Source organism: Bacteroides sp. 2_2_4 (genome assembly GCF_000157055.1).
Lineage (GTDB): Bacteria > Bacteroidota > Bacteroidia > Bacteroidales > Bacteroidaceae > Bacteroides > Bacteroides ovatus.
The window spans coordinates 1-1,320 of sequence record NZ_EQ973398.1 but is presented as its reverse complement, the minus strand read 5'-3'; the positions used below and the strand labels follow the sequence as shown (position 1 = coordinate 1,320).

Genomic DNA, 1,320 nt, shown 5'->3' with positions numbered 1-1,320 from the left:
TTTATGGTGAGTTCTATCAATTCAATTTATCCTCTTGTATCAGACAGCAGAACTCTTTAACTGCCCAATTTGTGAGCTTTAGTCTTGCAAATTTAGCGAATATTTTCTACCCCCCCCGATTTTTACAATAATTAACTTGTGTTTGTTGTAAAAATTGGATGTGCAGGCATAATTCACCCCAACAACTCAGGTTTCAGCCTGATTATTTGCGTGTAACGACTGATGTTATACACAAGACTGGTGAATGCTACATTGGCTTTAGCACGAATAAGCCCTACTGTACGCACCACAAGTCCACGCATGGTTTGTTCCTCAAACCCGAATACATGCTCGACAAGGCAACGTGTCTTGGATTTTTTCCTATTGTCTGATTTCTGCTCCTTGGTAAGCGGACGGTTACGGTAGCCCTTTTCGCAAATTATCGGATTCATCTTATGCTGTTTTACAATCTCCTCTTGTCCGACATAACCGGCGTCCAAATACAAGTCCTTGCCTTCGTCTTTTTCATCCAGCAGTCCTTCAAAGCCTTTGGAATCATGCACTTCTGCCGACGTGGTATCATAAGAAAGTATGATCTTATTGCGTTTCTCAACTTTAGTATGCTGCTTGTAGCCGTAAAAAGTCTCATCACGCTTCTTTGTCCAGCGGGCATCTACATCCTTGTGGCACTTCTTGTGGGGATTGTCATTCCACAACTTATCACCCGCTCCCTGTTTTATCTGCTCATTTTCATCACGGGTGTTACGTTGGCGAGGGGCAATAACAAAACTGGCATCAATGATGCGACCCTCATTGAATTGCAGACCCTTACTTTCCATGAAACTATGAAATTCCGAAAAAAGCTTGTCATAAACGCCTGTATTTGTCAGGAGTTCGCGATACTTCCACACCGTCTTCTCGTCAGGAACATCGTCAACACATTCAATACCAAGAAACTTGCGGAAACTCGTACGGTCAACTATCTGATACTCTATCTGATGGTCACTCAAACCATAATAACGCTGAAGAAACAAGACCTTGAACATCAGCACACAGTCTATCGGCGGACGACCGGCATTACTTTTGCGCTCTCCGGTAAAAAGGGCTGATTCAAGAGTAGGACGAAAGATCTCAAAATCAACATACTGAGACAACACTTCAAGAGGATTGCCCATTTCATTCAAACGCAATTCACGATTCTCTGACTCAAATAGTTGATTATAACGAAGCTTACGGTATCGGGATAACTTGTTCATTATAAAATTCTTATTTTCTGCAAATTTACGCTCTTGGAACCATATAAACAACTGTACTACAATATTTTAATTTATAGAACTCCTC

1 protein-coding gene is annotated in these 1,320 nt (G+C 41.4%); it reads right to left on the bottom strand.

All coding sequences use genetic code 11. The features are described from left to right. Positions 1-173: 173 nt before the first annotated feature. Positions 174-1,235, bottom strand: a complete 1,062-nt coding sequence (locus tag BSCG_RS00115) for an IS5-like element IS1169 family transposase (protein WP_008777670.1) — start codon at positions 1,233-1,235, stop codon at positions 174-176. Between the last annotated feature and the right edge of the window lie 85 nt (positions 1,236-1,320).

What these genes read in the sequence shown, in the direction of transcription:
- BSCG_RS00115 (WP_008777670.1), bottom strand. Translation starts at nt 1,235, where the DNA reads ATGAACAAGTTATCCCGATACCGTAAGCTTCGTTATAATCAACTATTT.